The organism is Flavobacterium sp. DW-iso2 (assembly GCF_058725285.1).
In genome coordinates this window covers 86,403-101,870 of record NZ_JBZXDY010000005.1, presented here as the reverse complement: position 1 = coordinate 101,870, position 15,468 = coordinate 86,403, and the positions used below count along the sequence as shown (strand labels likewise).

Here is a 15,468-nt window from a genome sequence, read left to right as displayed (position 1 = left end):
AAATGAAAGAAGAAATAAAATTGGTTGTTTTTGATATGGCAGGAACTACTGTTAATGAAAACAATGTAGTCTACAAAACAGTACAAAAAGCGATAAACAATGCGGGATATAATGTCACTTTACAAGATGTTTTAAAATACGGAGCTGGTAAAGAAAAGCATCAAGCTATTACTGATGTACTCCATAACTGCACTAATTTAATTAAGATTTCTAAGATTGTAGACGTTATTTTTACTAGTTTTAAATCTGAATTAGAAATAGCATATGCTAATTTAGACGTGAAGACTTTTGAAGGAACAGAACAACTTTTTAAAGACTTGAGAAAAAATGACATTAAAGTAGTATTGAATACGGGTTATGATGCTAAAACAGCTAACGGATTGTTGCAAAAATTAGATTGGACAGTTGGAGAAACTATAGATGCATTGGTTACTGCAGATGATGTTAAAAATGGAAGACCCGCTGGCGATATGATTTTTAAGGCTATGGAAATTGTTGGGATAAAGGATAGTAAATTAGTATTAAAAGTAGGAGATTCTAAAATAGATATCGAAGAGGGAATCAGCGCTAATTGCGGAATAACTGCTGGAGTACTAACAGGTGCTCAAGATAGAGAACAGATACAAGAAGCAAATCCAACTTACATATTGGAAAGTTTAACTGAATTGAGAGCGATACTCTTGTAGTTCATTTTGGATTGTGTTTTGTTTAAACTCCTCATTTTAGTATCTAATTATGGGGAGTTTTTATTTTACTAAATCCCTAGTATTGCTATAGTTTAAATTAATAAAAATGATTAATTATCAAGTGCTGCGTTAAAGAAATATAAGACTAGCATACTTGCCTTTTTGTCACTCTTGTTGACCGGTACATGAGGAATACGTCCATCAAAAAACAATGAATCTCCTTCATTAAGTAACACTTCCTCTTTATCAATTAAATAATTTATTTCACCACTTAAAACATACTTAAATTCGTAGGCATCCGTGGACACTTTTTCTCTTTTACTATTTGGCATCACCTCCAACAAAACAGCTTCAAAACCTATGGATTTCAATCCCTTATTGAAAATAAATTTATAAGCAAAACCTTCTGCCTCTACTTCTTTTTCAATATTCTTATATTCGTTTGCACGAATAACAATATGATTATTATCGTTTGCGCTTTCCATTCCGTCAAAAAAAGAACCAATATCAATTTGTAAGGCCCCTATAATATTAAATAGAACAGGTAATGAAGGTATAGTCCTGCCGTTTTCTATCCGAGATATTAAACCATTACTTACTCCTGCGCCATCAGCAACTTGACTAATAATTAATTGTTTTTCTTTCCTAATATTTTTAATTCTTTTACCGATGTTAAGTAAATAGTTCTCCATTTATGATTGAATTGCAATTGAAAATAAAAGTACGTTTTTACCTTTGAAAAACAATAATTATTTCGCTGGTTTATTAATGCATTTATTTCTATCACTTAAATCAGCCTTTTGGGTGCAATTAATAAGTCATTTTAAATTTAGCTGACTAAAGTAACCCCAGTAATAATAAGTCCATGCACAATCTCTTTTTTGTTTGTATTTCTCAAAAAAACAATAAAAAAAGCAGTGAAAAAATGTCTGAATTTAGAAGAATACTCTTGTTTTATAGCGGTCAAAACAAAAATGATAAAGATGAAATTCACTTTTTTAAAATCATAAAACCAAAATTCACTTCAAAATTAATATACTTCAAGAAAGTTAGAAAACTGGAAACTCGAAAATCGCTTAGCAGCAAAAGAATTCAGCGTGAGTATTTGGATTCTGAATTAAACAAACTCAATATTAATTTTACTGAAAATATAGAATTTTATAATTATTATCGATAAGGAGGTGAGTTCATTGATAGTAAAATTTTTATTCGAAATAATGCTGAAATCAATTATAATTTAGAGACATTTTCTCCAAGTATAAAAAACACCTCTAACAGACCTAAATTTTTAGGTGAATTTTTCTAAAAAACGGTTTAATTTCACTTAAAACTAGAATAAAATTTGTAGATCCTATAATGAATTCCACATCGCTAATTTCTTTAAATCATTCATAAAATGGTTTGTAAATTGTTCAGTCAAGGTCACAAAACCCCAACAGATGTTGGGGTTTTTTTATGCTTTACAGTCAAAAGTAGCCTAAAATCAAGTAGTTAGAGCTAATATAGTATCAAGAATAAAAGTCAGGAACTAAACACCCTAACTCCAACTTTCACTCACCAAACTTCCCTTTTCTTCCTCTTTAATCACATTGATAGAACGAGGAATTCGTTCTTGCAGTTCTGCGACGTGCGAAATAATTCCAACGATTCTATTTTCTTTGTAGAGCGATTGCAGGGTTTCAAATACAATGGCTACACTTTCAGGATCTTGCGTTCCAAATCCTTCGTCAATAAAAAAGAAATTTTTATCGTTTTTATTTAAAGATTGCACACTTTCTGCTAATGCCAAAGCCAAACATAAAGAAGCTTGAAAACCTTGCCCTCCAGAAAGTGTTTTTACACTTCTAGAAGCACCATCATTAAGGTAATCAATCACTTCGAACTCATTGGAACTGTTAATCGTTAAACTCAGTTGATTTTTAGTCATACGATGAAAACGGACATTGGCCACATCTGCTAAATTTTGCAAATAAATACTAGAAACATAGTTTACAAAGCCACTAGCGTTAAACATATTCGCCAAGGTAACTAAGTTTGTAGAACGTGTATTTAGTACTTCAAAATGAGCTAATAAGGCTGCTTTTTCTAACAACGATGCGTTGATACGTTTTAAGTTATCTTGCAAAGTAGATAGCTTTCCTAATTGGGTTTCAAACTTTAATTTACCTTCTGCAACCAGAATTCGTTTATCTTCAAAAATTGTACTATCAAAGCGCTCGTTCATTACCAACTTCTCTGATTCGATAACAGCACTTTCTGCTACTTTCAAATCTACGGTAAACTGCTTGGTTCGGGCTTTCTCCAATTCGATATCCCAAGTTTTAGAAAGAATTGATTGAACGGTATCTATCGAATCCAATTGATGGGTTTGGAGTAATTCAGTTATTTTATTTTGGGTTTCGAGTACTAATTTTTCGTTTGAAACCACTTGTTCACTGATTAGTTTCAAACTGGCTTCTATTCCTGCTAATTCTTTATCTTGAAGTACAATCGCATCCGATTTTAATTTATATTCTAATGCTATTCTGCTGTTTTCTAAATGTAATTTTGTTTTTTCATTTCGAATTATAGCAATGTCTGATTGCGCATAATCCGCAAAGGTAAGTACTTTTAGCTGGGATAATTCATTGGTAATGCCTCCTGATATGGATGCTTTTTCATTGGCGATATTTCCTTTATTTGTCGATTGAACCTTCAGTTGTTCTGCTAGTTGTTCCTGCAGTGTACGAGTATCTTTTTCCCTTTTTTCGGTCTCGGATATCGCTTTTTCAATAATTTGTTGCTCTTGTTTTTTTGCCAAAAAACCAGCGTTATCGGCAGCACTAAACACTGCCCAAATAAATTTTGAAAGATGAATTTTGGAGTCGGATTCCAAAGCTTCTTTATCAATAACAGTCAACTGCAATTGTTCGACGGCATGTGTACTATCATTTTCGATTTTGAAAGCTTTCTTTTCGAGTAGAGCAATTTCTTTTTCGCTATTTTCTAATTTTGAAATCATGGCTTCCGCAATCGCCAATTGGTCCGTAACATCTTCGGCTTGCATTACATGAGGATGTTCCAGCGATCCGCACAAAGGGCAGTTTTCGCCATCGTGCAAATTATGGGCAAATTGCGCTAATTCTTTGGAAACCAAAAGCTTTGTTTTGGTTGCCAAAACGATTTTGTTTTCTATCGAAAGCTGTTCTCGTTTTGTATCTAAAATTGTTTTCCAAGTCTCCACAGGTAATTCTAATTCTGAAAACAAGACTTTTTGCTTCTCTAAATAGTCTTGAATAACACTGATTCTTTTCGCTTTCGCCGTTAATTGCTCTACTAACGATTCTTGTTTAGTAAACCAATTCCCCACATCTAATAATACATCCCCATCTAGTTTTTTAGATTTTAAAGCAACCAAATCCAATTGAATAGTCGTTAGGTCTTTCTTGAGCTCAGTTTCTTTCTTTTCACTTTCTAAAAATAATAGTTCGCTAGCTTTACTCTTTTTTTCGATTAATGCGACTTCCAACTGTAAACCAACTATTTTTTCAATCGATTCTAAATCGGATACTTTATTTTTAGAAGTTTCTAATTGGTCGAACTTCTGCTGTAATTGTTCCATTACAGTTTGATTCACTTTCTTACTCTCCTCTACTCCTTTTTTATTACTTTCGAGTAAACGGAATTGTTCTATTGCTTTGAATAACGTTGTGTTTGCAGAACCCAACTCATTTATTACCACCTTAAAAGCTTTGTCTGTGATTTCAAACGTATCGATCTCGGTTTGTAGCGCATCCATTTTTGGTTTTTGTTCGATAAAAGTCGAAAGAAGGTTTTTCTTTTTTTCTAAATCTTCAAAATTAGTTTTTAAAGTGGTCATTTTTTGGAACTCGGTTTCTACCAATTCCAATTCTGTTTTATTCGTTTGTAATTCCGTATTCGCTTCTGCAAGTTCAACTTCTAAAGCTGAAATGGTTTCTTTCGAAATAGCATCGAATCCTGATAATGCTCCTTTAAGTTGATCCAATTGTGTTCTAGCAGCACTTTGCGCGGTTGCCACTTTCGAAGCTAAATCAAAGCGTTGGAGATGAAAAATTTCTTTCATCATATCCGAGCGGTCTTTTCCTTTCAAGTCCAAAAATTCTTTGAACTTCCCTTGCGGAATGATAATCGTACGGCGAAAATTTTCATAAGTAAGTCCTATTAACGCTGTCGCATCGGCAGAAGTCATTGGAACCCATTCCTCCTCTTTCCATTCGTAAGCAAGGCGTTCTATAGTTGTGGTTTCTTCAAAACGTTTTTTATTTCTTTTCCAATCGGCTACAAACTTAAATTTTCGTTCTTCAAAATTTAAAAATTCAAATTCAATATTGGCTCTATCCGATTTTAGATTTAGCATATTGTACGAACGTTTATCTCTGCTATTCAAACGCTCTGTTTCTCCGTACAAGACAAAACCAATCGCTTCTAAAACAGAAGATTTCCCAGAACCAACCGCTCCAAAAATCCCGAATAAACCCGCATTTGTCAATTCTTCAAAATCAATGGTTTGTTTTTTTTGATACGAATACAAACCAGTAATACTTAATTTTAGTGGTAACATAAAGGTTTTTTTTTATTCGTTTTTAGCTTGACTTCCAATAATTTCATTGAACAACTCCAATAATTCGTAATTGGGTTCCTGTTTGTGTTTCGAAACAAAGTAATCTTTAAATAATCCTTGAATGTCTTGATCTAAATTTACTTTTGGGGTTTGTTGCTCTGTATCGCCATCCTTAGTCACAATGGGAATGATAAAGATGATTCCGTCGTGACTTTCATGGATTCGTTTGAGATCTTTGGTTGCAAAAAAAGTATCACTAACCAAAGTCAATTCGACCAAACAATAGGGATTCTCTAACAACCAAGTTACAGCCTCGTCTATGTTTTCGAATCGTTTTCGATGTAAAACCCGCCCAGACTGCAACGGAATACCCGTAAATTTTACGGCCTCGTTCGGTTGTACCTCAATTAGAACTACTTTTTTTTCTTGTCCCGCTTCCGAAAAACTATAAGACAGTGGACTACTAGAGTACACTGCAGGACTAGGATGCCCACCCACATTCTGAAAACGATGCAGATGCCCTAAAGCGGTGTACTGAATTTGCTGCGGAATACAATCGGTGTACACGATATCGGCGTTACCTATACGCAATGGTTTTTCACCATCGGGTTCTTCCAATATTTCGCCTCCACGCTTGAGCATGTACAAATGGGTCGTGAGGATATTAACGCCCTTGGTATCGCAATATTTATCGGCAAGTGCAGCCCAAGAATCTTGCAATAATTGATTCAATTGATCTTCTTTATTTTCAGCTCCCAAATAGGTTTTTAACCGCATTTCGTTCGCATAAGGTGTGGTGATAATGCGAATAGGAAATTCATATTGCGGCAGTTGAATTTCTAGAAATCCATTTTCTGACTGGGTTATTTCAAATCCGTTCTCAATAATTATCGTTGGAATCGTAACATCTGGATTACCTACAAATAGTATCCCACATTCCCGTGCCAAAGGATTTGGGGAATCTATTCGATCTGGACTATCGTGATTACCCGCGATGGCAATTACGGGGCGTTTCCCGTTATTGGTCAGTCTTTTCAAAGTCTTATATAGTAAATCAATAGCTTCCACTGGAGGATTGAAGGTGTCAAATAAGTCACCTGCCACTATAACTACATCTGCATTTTGACTGTCGGCGATCTCACAAATTTCGTTCATAACGATCTTTTGCTCTTCCAATCGCGAAAAATGATCCAGTTTTTTTCCTAAATGCCAATCGGCAGTATGTAATACTTTCATTCTTTAAACTTATAATGAGTAACTTATCTTAATCTTGGTTCAATCGTACTATTTCAATAGCAATATCGCAATAAAAAACGGTATAAAAGTAGCATTTAGCACAAATGAATCATTGTAAAAATACTAAATTAATAATGATCTGTTTTACGGAAAACCGTAATATGACACGCTTAATTATCCGTATTATTGTTTCAAAATAATTGAGCTAAAAAAAATTCAAACGACATAATTTGTCGTTATAGCCCCTTACTTTTACGATAGAATTACTAAAAAAATAAAAACAGATGACCATTTTATACTTACATGGACTCGAAAGCAAACTTAGTCCACCAAAGAGATCCGTTTTAGAACGTTTCGGAACCGTTATTGCGCCTGATCTTGATTACTACAATAACCCGAATGTATTTAAATACCTTTTGCAACTGAACAAAGAGCATAAATTTGATGTAGCTATTGGGAGTAGCATGGGAGGTTTTATGAGTTATTATTTTGCTAATACTATCAAGTGCCCTGCCCTACTTTTCAATCCAGCTTTACCACACAGACCAGTTCCCCAAAATATTCCTGATTTGAATTCTTCAAATAGTTCCTCTCTTTTACATTTTGCTTTAGGCGGACAAGACGACGTGATCAAAGCTAACGATAATCTAAAATGGATTTCTGAAAACAGACAGACTACTACCGACATAAAAATTTCGATTCACAACCAAATGGGGCATCAAATTCTACTGGATGTTTTTGAAAAAGAAATAACTGAATTTTTCCGTCAATTGGAGTTATAAACTAAAATGTTTTTGCATGACTTCTTTGCTTCGCAGTTCGTAATTACTCGTCAGCAAAAACAAATGATACTAAATAAAAAAGACCCTAAACAACCTATTATGAAAGAACTACGAATTAAATTGACCGATGAGCAGCACGAAAAATTGACGGCTAAATTGAGTAACGAGGCACATAAAAATTTAGAACATACCACCCTTTCAGGTTTTTCGATTACTTTAAATGAAGCTTTTGCAGGAATGTCATGGTTAACGGTTGACATGAACGGTGAACTAGATTTGGGTGACGTAAATTGGGAAATACGCTAATCTTCTAATTTTACGTTTAATGATCTCTTTTCAGAATAAATTAAAACAAAATCAACATATTCGGAGAAGGAATAGAGGTCAGACAACTACAATTGGATGCGGATATCTATGCGCATTGGACGGAAATTGCCTCTAGAAAAAAGAGATCTCTCACCGATTTACTCTTAGATCCCTTTTTTTATGATCAATTAAAGGATAATCGGTTTACTTCAATTTTAGACTTAGATGCAACCGTAGTATCGGGAGTTTTAGATAAACCAAAAAACCAAATCGAATTTTGGTTCAACCGGCACAAAGTATTGAAGCTAAAACCAAATGAGCTCTTCAATGAATTAGTATTATTTCCGTTATACCAAGTCGATAAAAACCAACTTTTTAATTCAAATCAATTAGAAACAGGGCTCTATATTATGAAAAAGGAAATTGGATTAATTAGCTGCTTAGAATTTGAAATTGCTACAAACCTACTTCAAATAGATGATTTTAAGTTCATAACAACCAAGTTTAAAAACGAGCGATTTCTAAGTGATATTAAATATCAAAATAAACACTTGAATGCCGTAAAAAACGACACGGCTATTACCTATCAGACTAGTTTTGAGATTAAATAAATAGTACGTTATTCCTTAAAAAACCAAATAAAAAAGTTTATCCTTCACAATCCCGCTGCGAGATAAAGATAGAATGCTGTTTTGTAAAAACACTTCCTTAATTATCTTAATCTGCTTTTCTGTACTAGGACTCAATTTACCTGATAATCAATCATTAAAAAAACATCCCGGCTTCTACAAATCTTGTAAAAAAAACGATTTGAAATTTGTATATTTACCGCCAAAACAAAACGTAATTACCTTAAATTATGACACTTGCTTTTTACCACATTCATCCCCAGAAAAATGTCTGAATACAACCTTGATTTACAATACAATGACATCACTTATGGTGAAGACGAAGTCAATTTCAAGGAATTTGAATCTTGCACTTTTACCAATTGTGATTTCTCCCAATGTAATTTTATTGCTGTCACATTTATCGATTGCAATTTTAATTCTTGCAATTTCTCTAGTTCAAAAATAAATCATGTTGCCTTTAGAACAGTTTTTTTTAATAAATGTAAAATGATCGATGTAAACTTTGCCATGTGCGACAAATTCATTTTTGAAGTTCATTTTAAAGATTGTATTTTGGATTTCTCCAAATTTTATGCCTTAAAGATGAAAGGAACTACATTCACAAATACTAGTCTTGTTGCCGTTGACTTTATGAGTACTAATTTAACCGAAGTCTTATTTAGCAACTGTGATTTATACCGTTCTGAATTTGAAAAAGCAGTCGCTGACAAAGCCGACTTTAGAACAAGCTACAATTATTCAATCGATCCTACAAAGACAAAACTTAAAAAAGCCCAATTTTCTATTGAAGGTCTTAAAGGACTGTTGACCAAATACGATATCATTGTCTAATAAAATTTTTTGACAAAAAAAAGAGCCAAGAAAAATTCCCGACTCTGATTTTCGAATTAAATTAGTGGTTATCTCCAACCGCCTCCAAGATCTTTATACACATTAACAACGGCATTCAATTGGTCTTTTTTAGTTTCTATTAATTCCAATTTTGTTTCTAATGCATCTCGTTGTGTCAGTAAAACTTCTAAATAATCAACTCTAGCCGACTTAAACAAGTCATTTGACACCTCAATTGATCGGTCTAAAGCTGCTACCTGTTTTGATCGTAGATCATAGCTTTTTTCTAGATTATCAATTTTAGAAAGTTGGTTCGACACTTCTAAATAGGCATTTAAAATGACACGCTCATAATTATACATCGCCTGAATTTGTCTTGCATTTGCACTACTGAACTCCGCTTTTATAGCATTCCTATTAATTAAAGGTGCTGCTAAATCTCCGGCTAAAGAGTACAATAATGAAGCCGGTGACTTAAACAAAAACGATGTTTTGAAAGCATTATATCCTACTCCTGCAGAAATCCCAAAAGAAGGAAAAAACTCTGCTCTCGCTACTTTTACATCTAATTTGGCTGCAGCCAATTCTAGTTCGGCTTGTTTAATATCCGGACGATTCGTTAGCAATTGCGAAGGAATCCCTGCCTGAATCGATTCTGGAACAATACTCAAAACAGCGGTTCTGTCCCTTTGAATCTCTTGAGGAAAACGCCCTAAAAGAAAATTGATTCTATTCTCAGTTTCCTTGATGTTTTGATTAATATCAAACTCCATGCTTTGCGACTTCAGCACCTCAGCTTGGAATTTCTGCACTGCTAATTCCGTTCCTCTTGCCGCTTCTTTTTGTAATTTTACAATCTCTAAGGCATTTTTTTGAAGTGCAATATTTTGCTTTACAATTAGAAGTTGGTTATCTAAAGCTTGCAATTCATAATACGAAGTAGCCACTTCGGCAACTAGATTAGTCAGTACAAAGTTCTTCCCTTCTACTGTTGCTAAATAGCGTGTAACTGCTGCTTTCTTTGCAGTATGCAGTTTATTCCAGATATCTACTTCCCAATTGGCGTAAGCCCCAATACTAAAATCCGTCAGCGGATCAGGCATTTCTCTTCCTGGATAAATTTCAGTAGAAGCATCACCCGCGCCCGTACTAGTATAACGCCCTACTTTTTCGACTCCACTACCGGCTCTAAGAGCTACAGTAGGGAGATAGGCCCCTTTTCTAATTCGTGCTTCATTTTTGGCTATTTCAATTTCCTGCAACGTAATCTGCAACTCTTGGTTGTTTTGAAGTGCAGTATCAATCAAGTTTTGTAGGTTCTTATTAGTAAAGAAATTTCTCCACTTCATACTTGCAATAGAAGCGGTATCCGTACTACTAACAAATACATTTGGAATAGCTACTTTAGTTGTACTTTCTACAACTGATGGTGCCTTGCAGCCTACTATCGTAATACAGATAGCTATGGCAATACTATTTTTCTTTATGAACTTCATTATTATCAATTTCTTCAGTTAATGGATTTTCTTCTTCATTTTTTACCAACTTATATTTTTCAGCTATTCGACCAAATATGTAATACAATCCCGGAATAACAAACACACCGCAAATAGTACCAATAAGCATCCCTCCTGCTGCGGCTGTTCCAATAGTTCTATTACCAATTTTACCCGGCCCTGTAGCAAAAACCAATGGTAGTAAACCTGCGATAAAAGCAAATGATGTCATCAAAATAGGACGGAACCTTGCTTTTGCTCCTTCCATTGCAGCCTCTAGCACTGATTTCCCTGCTGCATGCCGCTGAATGGCGAATTCTACAATCAAAACAGCATTTTTACCCAGCAACCCAATCAACATTACCATAGCTACTTGAGCGTAAATATTGTTTTCGAGTCCTGTTAATTTCAGTAAAAGAAAGGCTCCAAAAATACCCGCTGGCAAGGATAGAACTACTGATAAAGGCAGAATAAAACTTTCGTATTGTGCCGCTAAGACTAAGTACACAAAACCTAAACAGATAAGGAATACCCAGATAGCCTGATTCCCTTGTGAAACTTCATCGGCAGAAATACCTGCCCAATCAATATCATACCCTCTTGGTAATTTTTCAGCGGCAACTTCTTGAATAACTTTAATAGCTGTACCACTACTATATCCTGAGGCAGCAGAACCACTAATCTCTGTAGAAGTGTACATGTTATGTCTCGTAATCTCCGATAGTCCATACACTTTTTCTAACTTCATAAAAGCAGAGTAAGGCACCATTTCATCTCGGTCATTTTTTACATAGAGTTTCAAAATATCTTCTGGCAATGCACGGTATTCAGGAGACGCTTGAACGATTACTTTATAATTAATTCCATATTTAATAAAACTAATTTCGTAATTACTTCCCACTAATGTAGACAAGGTATTCATTGCATTCTCAATGGAAACTCCTTTTTGCTGTGCTAGGTCATTATCCACTTTCATCATGTACTGAGGAAAACTGGCGCTATAGAAACTGAACACATTAGATAATTCAGGACGTTTGTTTAATTCTTTTACAAAATCATTATTAATTGCCTCCATTTTTTTGTAATCACCTGATCCCGTTTTATCTAATAAACGAAGCTCAAATCCTCCAGCAGCTCCATATCCTGGTACGGCAGGTGGTTGGAAAAATTCGATGTTTGCGCCTGGAATGTCTTTAGATTTTTCTTCTAATTCCGCCATAATCTCAACAACAGATTGCTTTCTATCATCCCAGTCCTTAAGGTTAATCAAACAAGTTCCTGCATTAGATCCAGTACCTTCAGTCAAAATCTCATATCCTGCTAAGGAAGAAACGGATTTCACTCCTTCGACACCTTCAGCAATTTTTTGCAATTTTACTGAAATATCATTAGTTCGTTCTAATGAAGATCCCGGAGGTGTTTGAATAATAGCATAAAACATACCTTGATCCTCATTCGGGATAAATCCAGAAGGAACGGTACTACTAATTAACCATGTTCCAGCACAAAATCCTACCAATGCAATAAAAGTAATCGCTCTTCTATTTATAATTTTCCCTAGTAAATTTTGATATTTACCCTGAGCAAGATTAAAGGTGTTATTAAAGCCATCTATAAATCTATTTATAGGTGTTTTCTTTTTAGGTTTGCCATGATTGTTTTTTAGCATCATCGCACAAAGCGCAGGTGTCAATGTCAACGCTACGATTCCCGAAAGAATAATTGCTGTTGCCATCGTAATAGAGAATTGTCTATAAAATACTCCAACTGGTCCAGACATAAACGCAACTGGAATAAATACTGCAGCCATCAAGAACGTTATCGCCACAATAGCTCCAGAAATTTCATGCATCGCTTTTTTAGTCGCTTTTAAAGCTGAAAGATGCTCTTCTTCCATTTTTGCGTGCACCGCTTCAATAACCACAATGGCGTCATCGACGACGACTCCAATTGCCAAAACCAAAGCAAACAACGTAATTAAGTTAAGTGAAATATCGAACAATTGCATGAACATAAAAGTTCCAACTAATGATACTGGCACCGCAATTGCTGGAATAATTGTAGAACGCCAATCCCCCAAGAAAAGAAATACCACTAACCCTACCAAAATAAAAGCTTCGATTAAAGTGTGTATTACTTTTTCAATAGAAGCATCCAAAAATTTAGAAACATCATACGAAATTTCGTAATCCATTCCTTTTGGAAATTTTTTCTTGATGGTTTCTAATTTGGCTTTTACATCTTCAATAACCTGATTTGCATTACTACCAAAGGACTGTTTTAATACAATTGCTGCAGATGGTTTTCCATTTAGATTCGAATAAATATCATACATCGAACTTCCAAACTCAATATTTGCAACATCTTTTAATCTTAATATTTCGCCATTAGCATTGGATCGTAATATTATATTTCCATATTGTTTTTCGTCTGTGAATCGGCCTGAATATTTCAATACATATTCAAATGCTTGTGAACGTTTTCCCGAGGCCTCTCCTGTTTTTCCCGGTGAAGCTTCCAAACTTTGACTTGATAAAGCTTCCATTACCTCATCGGTAGAAATTTTATAGGCCAACATACGATCGGGTTTCAACCAAATACGCATGGCATATTCACGAGTCCCTAGAATATCTCCAGAACCAACACCATTTACCCTTTTCAATTCAGATAAAACATTGATATCAGCATAATTATACAAGAATTTTTGGTCGGTTCCTTTATCAGTACTAAAAAGATTGACGTACATCAACATACTGGGAACTTCACGAGTAATTTTCACACCTTCTCTTACCACTAATGGCGGTAGTTTATTAACTACCGAAGCCACACGATTTTGCACATTAATAGCGGCTTGGTTAGGATCAGTACCTAAGTTGAATACGACTTGAATACTAGCTTCACCGTCATTTCCAGCATCAGAAGTCATGTATTTCATTCCCGGAACTCCATTTAAGGCTCGTTCTAAAGGAATAACAACTGATTTGATCATCAATTCTCCATTAGAACCAGGGTAATCTGCTGTAACATTCACCATTGGTGGCGAAATAGAAGGAAATTGGGTAATAGGTAAATTCATCACCGATAATACCCCTAAAAAGACAATTACTAGCGATATTACTATCGACAAAACGGGTCTTTGGATAAATTTATTAAACATTTTTATATTTTTTTATATGATTAATTTACTCCGCTTTTAATCTTAAATGCTCAATTACAATTTTAGGATCCATTGTTTTGCATTTAATTTTATCGCCCTCTTTTACCTTTTGAACACCTTCTAATAAAATCATATCACTAGCTGAAACACCACTTTTTAGCACATATAAATCAGGCATTTCCCCTTTAATTTGAATTTCTTGTGAATGTACAATGCAGTTTTTATCTACTAAAAACACATACTTTTTGTCCTGTATTTCATAAGTCGCCTTTTGTGGAATTACTAAAGCATTTTTAAGCGGAACAGTCATTAGCACTTTACCTGTTTCTCCATTTTTGAGTAATTTATCTGGATTAGGGAATCGAGATCTAAAAGCTATATTTCCAGTTTCGCTATTAAATTCACTTTCTATAACCTCTACCTTTCCTTTGTATTTCAATGGAGTACCGTTTGCTAAAAGTAAACCTACTTGGTTTTGAGCACGGTTTTTAATATCAGTTTCATAATCTAAATATTCTGGTTCAGAAACATTGAAATAAGCATACATTTCACTATTGTCAGAAAGACTAGTTAGTAGTTCACCTTCATCAATAAGGCTACCTAATTTTTTAGGAATTCTATCTATCGTTCCCGAGAATGGCGATTTAATATCAGTTGCAGATAAATGAAATTTAGCCATTGCCATTTCTGCTCTTGCCTGATCTAATTTAGCTTTGGCTACAGCCAATTCATTTTTAGAAACTACATTCTTATCCGCTAAATCCTTGGTGTTTTGTACTTCTATTTCTGAAGCTTTTACTTCGGCTAGCGCCTTTTGATATTCAGCTTCGTACATCGTAGGTAATATTTTAAATAATATTTGACCTGCCTTCACATATTGACCTTCATCAACATAAATTTTTTGTAAGAACCCTTTTTCTAAAGCTCTAATTTCTATGTTTTTAACAGACCGAATTTGTGAGACATACTCCTTTGTAAATGAAGTGTCAACTACAACTGGATTTGTAACTGAAAACGTTTCAGCTACTTCTTTCTCTTCTTTTTTTGAGTTACAACTCGTTAAGCTTATTAGGGCTATTAGCCCAGATATAATGGCGATTCTCTTCATGATAGTTTATGAATTGAGTACTTGATTGTTTGGATTTAAAAATTTTATAGGGTAAAACAAAACATCAGCAGCCATGACGTGTCCGAGAACCGTCATTTAGAAAAATAAAGTTATTTTTCTCTTTTAGAGATTAAAAATCATTAAATTATCAACTGATGAAGCCAATAATCAAATTCTTAAAACTCGGATTAGAATGTATATTGGTTGAGAATATCCAAAAAAAGACGGAAAGTTTTTTATGCCTTTTAAGTTATCTTTTAAATAAAAGAAATTGGAATTTGTAATATACCATTTGTGAGTAGCCTCAAAATTTAATGGTGCAAATTTATTCGAGGTATTATCTGAATTAAGATTATCCTCTCCAGTATCTGTATCTTCAATAATTTTATTATACTGATCTGAATTGTCAACTATACCTTGATTTTCTAAAAAATGTTTTTGAGTCAAAGAGTTCTTCGTACTACAAGGATGTGTACGATTAACAGTTAAATTTTCACCTTTGCAAAAAAAGAATGAGCAAAGGAATATAAAAAAAATTGTTGCTCTCATTTCGAGACCAAATGTAGTCAAACATTGATAGTGAAAATAAATTTTATGATTTTGTTAAGTAAAAATCAACGAAATCGTTTTCCCTGCAAATGGTTGTAGCAAC

The 15,468-nt window shown here is 34.2% G+C and carries 12 protein-coding genes; 6 read left to right on the top strand and 6 right to left on the bottom strand.

The features are described 5' to 3' along the window. The first annotated feature begins 2 nt into the window (after positions 1–2). Complete coding sequence (locus AC4PRO_RS05270; protein WP_074722318.1) at positions 3–686, top strand: phosphonatase-like hydrolase; 684 nt, start codon at positions 3–5, stop codon at positions 684–686. Positions 687–796: 110 nt separating this feature from the next. Here the strand turns inward: AC4PRO_RS05270 and AC4PRO_RS05265 are convergent, their stop codons facing one another. After that, on the bottom strand, positions 797–1,378 hold the full coding sequence (locus AC4PRO_RS05265; protein ID WP_074722319.1) for a helix-turn-helix domain-containing protein: 582 nt from the start codon (positions 1,376–1,378) through the stop codon (positions 797–799). Positions 1,379–1,611: 233 nt separating this feature from the next. Between AC4PRO_RS05265 and AC4PRO_RS05260 the strand changes: the two genes are divergently transcribed. After that, positions 1,612–1,863, top strand: coding sequence for an RteC domain-containing protein (locus AC4PRO_RS05260; protein WP_492116574.1), 252 nt, complete (start codon positions 1,612–1,614; stop codon positions 1,861–1,863). 360 nt (positions 1,864–2,223) lie between these two features. Here the strand turns inward: AC4PRO_RS05260 and AC4PRO_RS05255 are convergent, their stop codons facing one another. Together AC4PRO_RS05255 and AC4PRO_RS05250 are read right to left on the bottom strand one after the other, a co-directional pair. Next, positions 2,224–5,268, bottom strand: a complete 3,045-nt coding sequence (locus AC4PRO_RS05255; protein ID WP_492116573.1) for an AAA family ATPase — start codon at positions 5,266–5,268, stop codon at positions 2,224–2,226. Between the two features lie 12 nt (positions 5,269–5,280). Continuing rightward, a complete protein-coding gene (locus tag AC4PRO_RS05250) occupies positions 5,281–6,504 on the bottom strand; it encodes a metallophosphoesterase family protein (RefSeq protein ID WP_492116572.1) in 1,224 nt (407 codons plus the stop codon). Positions 6,505–6,788: 284 nt separating this feature from the next. Here AC4PRO_RS05250 and AC4PRO_RS05245 point away from each other — a divergent pair, with 284 nt between their 5' ends. The 4 genes from AC4PRO_RS05245 (at position 6,789) to AC4PRO_RS05230 (ending at position 9,055) form a co-directional block, all read left to right on the top strand. After that, complete coding sequence (locus AC4PRO_RS05245; RefSeq protein WP_492116571.1) at positions 6,789–7,286, top strand: YqiA/YcfP family alpha/beta fold hydrolase; 498 nt, start codon at positions 6,789–6,791, stop codon at positions 7,284–7,286. A 99-nt stretch (positions 7,287–7,385) separates the two neighbouring features. Continuing rightward, positions 7,386–7,592 carry a hypothetical protein gene (locus AC4PRO_RS05240; protein WP_492116570.1) on the top strand — a complete coding sequence of 69 codons (207 nt, stop codon included), beginning with the start codon at positions 7,386–7,388 and terminating at the stop codon, positions 7,590–7,592. Between the two features lie 92 nt (positions 7,593–7,684). Then, a complete protein-coding gene (locus tag AC4PRO_RS05235) occupies positions 7,685–8,203 on the top strand; it encodes a hypothetical protein (RefSeq protein WP_492116569.1) in 519 nt (172 codons plus the stop codon). Positions 8,204–8,488: 285 nt separating this feature from the next. Next, positions 8,489–9,055 carry a pentapeptide repeat-containing protein gene (locus AC4PRO_RS05230; RefSeq protein ID WP_492116568.1) on the top strand — a complete coding sequence of 189 codons (567 nt, stop codon included), beginning with the start codon at positions 8,489–8,491 and terminating at the stop codon, positions 9,053–9,055. A gap of 68 nt (positions 9,056–9,123) precedes the next feature. Here AC4PRO_RS05230 and AC4PRO_RS05225 read toward each other — a convergent pair whose 3' ends face one another. Genes AC4PRO_RS05225 through AC4PRO_RS05215 form a run of 3 tightly spaced genes read right to left on the bottom strand, consistent with a single transcriptional unit; the run spans position 9,124 to position 14,816 of the window. Next, complete coding sequence (locus AC4PRO_RS05225; RefSeq protein ID WP_492116567.1) at positions 9,124–10,551, bottom strand: TolC family protein; 1,428 nt, start codon at positions 10,549–10,551, stop codon at positions 9,124–9,126. After that, positions 10,529–13,708 (bottom strand): efflux RND transporter permease subunit, encoded by a 3,180-nt coding sequence (locus AC4PRO_RS05220; protein WP_492116566.1) that lies wholly within the window; start codon positions 13,706–13,708, stop codon positions 10,529–10,531. Before AC4PRO_RS05220 ends, AC4PRO_RS05225 begins: the two co-directional genes overlap by 23 nt. 25 nt (positions 13,709–13,733) lie before the next feature. Further along, the gene (locus AC4PRO_RS05215) at positions 13,734–14,816 is read right to left on the bottom strand and encodes an efflux RND transporter periplasmic adaptor subunit (protein WP_492116565.1); all 1,083 of its coding nucleotides are present in this window, start codon (positions 14,814–14,816) and stop codon (positions 13,734–13,736) included. Positions 14,817–15,468: the final 652 nt, after the last annotated feature.

Excerpts from the sequence above, each read along its gene's own strand:
- AC4PRO_RS05215 (WP_492116565.1), bottom strand. The coding sequence starts at position 14,816 with ATGAAGAGAATCGCCATTATATCTGGGCTAATAGCCCTAATAAGCTTA.
- AC4PRO_RS05250 (WP_492116572.1), bottom strand. The coding sequence starts at position 6,504 with ATGAAAGTATTACATACTGCCGATTGGCATTTAGGAAAAAAACTGGAT.
- AC4PRO_RS05245 (WP_492116571.1), top strand. The coding sequence starts at position 6,789 with ATGACCATTTTATACTTACATGGACTCGAAAGCAAACTTAGTCCACCA.
- AC4PRO_RS05265 (WP_074722319.1), bottom strand. The coding sequence starts at position 1,378 with ATGGAGAACTATTTACTTAACATCGGTAAAAGAATTAAAAATATTAGG.
- AC4PRO_RS05260 (WP_492116574.1), top strand. The coding sequence starts at position 1,612 with ATGTCTGAATTTAGAAGAATACTCTTGTTTTATAGCGGTCAAAACAAA.
- AC4PRO_RS05270 (WP_074722318.1), top strand. The coding sequence starts at position 3 with ATGAAAGAAGAAATAAAATTGGTTGTTTTTGATATGGCAGGAACTACT.
- AC4PRO_RS05240 (WP_492116570.1), top strand. The coding sequence starts at position 7,386 with ATGAAAGAACTACGAATTAAATTGACCGATGAGCAGCACGAAAAATTG.
- AC4PRO_RS05230 (WP_492116568.1), top strand. The coding sequence starts at position 8,489 with ATGTCTGAATACAACCTTGATTTACAATACAATGACATCACTTATGGT.
- AC4PRO_RS05225 (WP_492116567.1), bottom strand. The coding sequence starts at position 10,551 with ATGAAGTTCATAAAGAAAAATAGTATTGCCATAGCTATCTGTATTACG.
- AC4PRO_RS05255 (WP_492116573.1), bottom strand. The coding sequence starts at position 5,268 with ATGTTACCACTAAAATTAAGTATTACTGGTTTGTATTCGTATCAAAAA.
- AC4PRO_RS05220 (WP_492116566.1), bottom strand. The coding sequence starts at position 13,708 with ATGTTTAATAAATTTATCCAAAGACCCGTTTTGTCGATAGTAATATCG.